The 1,078-nt window shown below is 71.8% G+C and carries 3 protein-coding genes; all 3 read left to right on the top strand.

The genetic code is table 11. From position 1 onward, the window contains the following. Positions 1 to 259 (top strand): DUF6113 family protein (locus C1J01_RS50895; RefSeq protein ID WP_235855168.1); only part of this gene is annotated, 259 nt, incomplete at its 5' end. 17 nt (positions 260 to 276) lie between these two features. After that, positions 277 to 771 carry a flavin reductase family protein gene (locus tag C1J01_RS48230; RefSeq protein WP_235855167.1) on the top strand — a complete coding sequence of 165 codons (495 nt, stop codon included), beginning with the start codon at positions 277 to 279 and terminating at the stop codon, positions 769 to 771. A 63-nt stretch (positions 772 to 834) separates the two neighbouring features. Continuing rightward, positions 835 to 1,078: hypothetical protein (locus tag C1J01_RS51745; RefSeq protein ID WP_220040499.1), on the top strand; the 244-nt coding region annotated here is incomplete at its 3' end.

Below are 1,078 nucleotides of genomic sequence, written 5' to 3'. Positions count from 1 at the left end.
GTTCGCGGTGTGCCTCGGGGCGGGCAAGCTGATGCGGGCCAAGCTCGGCGTCATGGCGACGGCGCTCGGGTGGCTGCTGGTGACCATGCCGTTCACGCTGGAGCTGCGGGTGGGCGACCTGGTGATCGCGCAGGGCGCGCCCGGCTACGTCTACCTGTACGGCGGCCTGGCGGCGCTGGTGGTGGCCTATCTGATGTCGCCGTCGGCAAGCCGTGGATCATGGTTGCTCCGGGGGTACACACCGAAGAACCCGACGTAACGGCATAAAGTATCTAGGTGCACTTTATCGAGCGGCCTATTGACCCACGTGCGTACCGGAAGGTCGTCGGCCGCTTCGCCACCGGTGTCACCATCGTCACGACCCGGGTGGGCGACGTCGACCACGCGATGACGGTCAACTCCTTCACCTCCGTCTCCCTCGACCCGCTGCTCGTGCTGTTCTGCGCCGAGAAGGTGGCCCGCTTCCACGACGCCGTGCTGGAGGCCGGGGCGTGGGGCGTGTCGGTGCTGCCGGCCTCGATGGAGGACGCCTCCCGCTTCTTCGCCCACCGCGGGCGTCCCCTGGACGGGCAGCTGGCCCGCTGGGCCCACCACCGGGGCGAGTCGGGCGTGGCCCTCTTCGACGGCGCGCTCGCCACGGTGGAGTGCACCACCAAGTCCGTGTACGACGGCGGCGACCACTCCATCGTCGTCGGCCAGGTCACCGCCCTCGGCACGCCGGGCGACGGCCCGCCGCTCCTCTACCACGAGGGCCGCTACAACAGCTTCTGAACACGTGAGACGGGCCAGGCGCGCGGCCTGGCCCGTCTGTCGCCCGCTTACTCCTGGGCTGGGGTGGTCGCCGTCTCGGACGGCGTGGGCGTCGCGGTGTCCGTCGGCTGGGCCGGGGACGGGGTCTCCGCGGGCGCGTCGGTCGGCTCCAGCGGAGGCTCCACCGACGGCTCCTCAGAAGGCGTCGCGCAGATCGGGAGCTCCGTGGGGCTCGCGGTCGGCACGGCGGTCTCCGTCGGAGAGCCGGTCGCGGTCGGGTCCACCGTGGGCGGCACGGTGCCCGTGGGGGCGTCCGTGGGGGTATCGG

This window comes from Nonomuraea aridisoli (assembly GCF_003236395.1).
In the GTDB taxonomy this organism is placed as follows: Bacteria; Actinomycetota; Actinomycetes; order Streptosporangiales; family Streptosporangiaceae; genus Nonomuraea; species Nonomuraea aridisoli.
The sequence above is the reverse complement of the archived record's forward strand: the minus strand, read 5'-3'. Positions and strand labels throughout refer to the sequence as shown.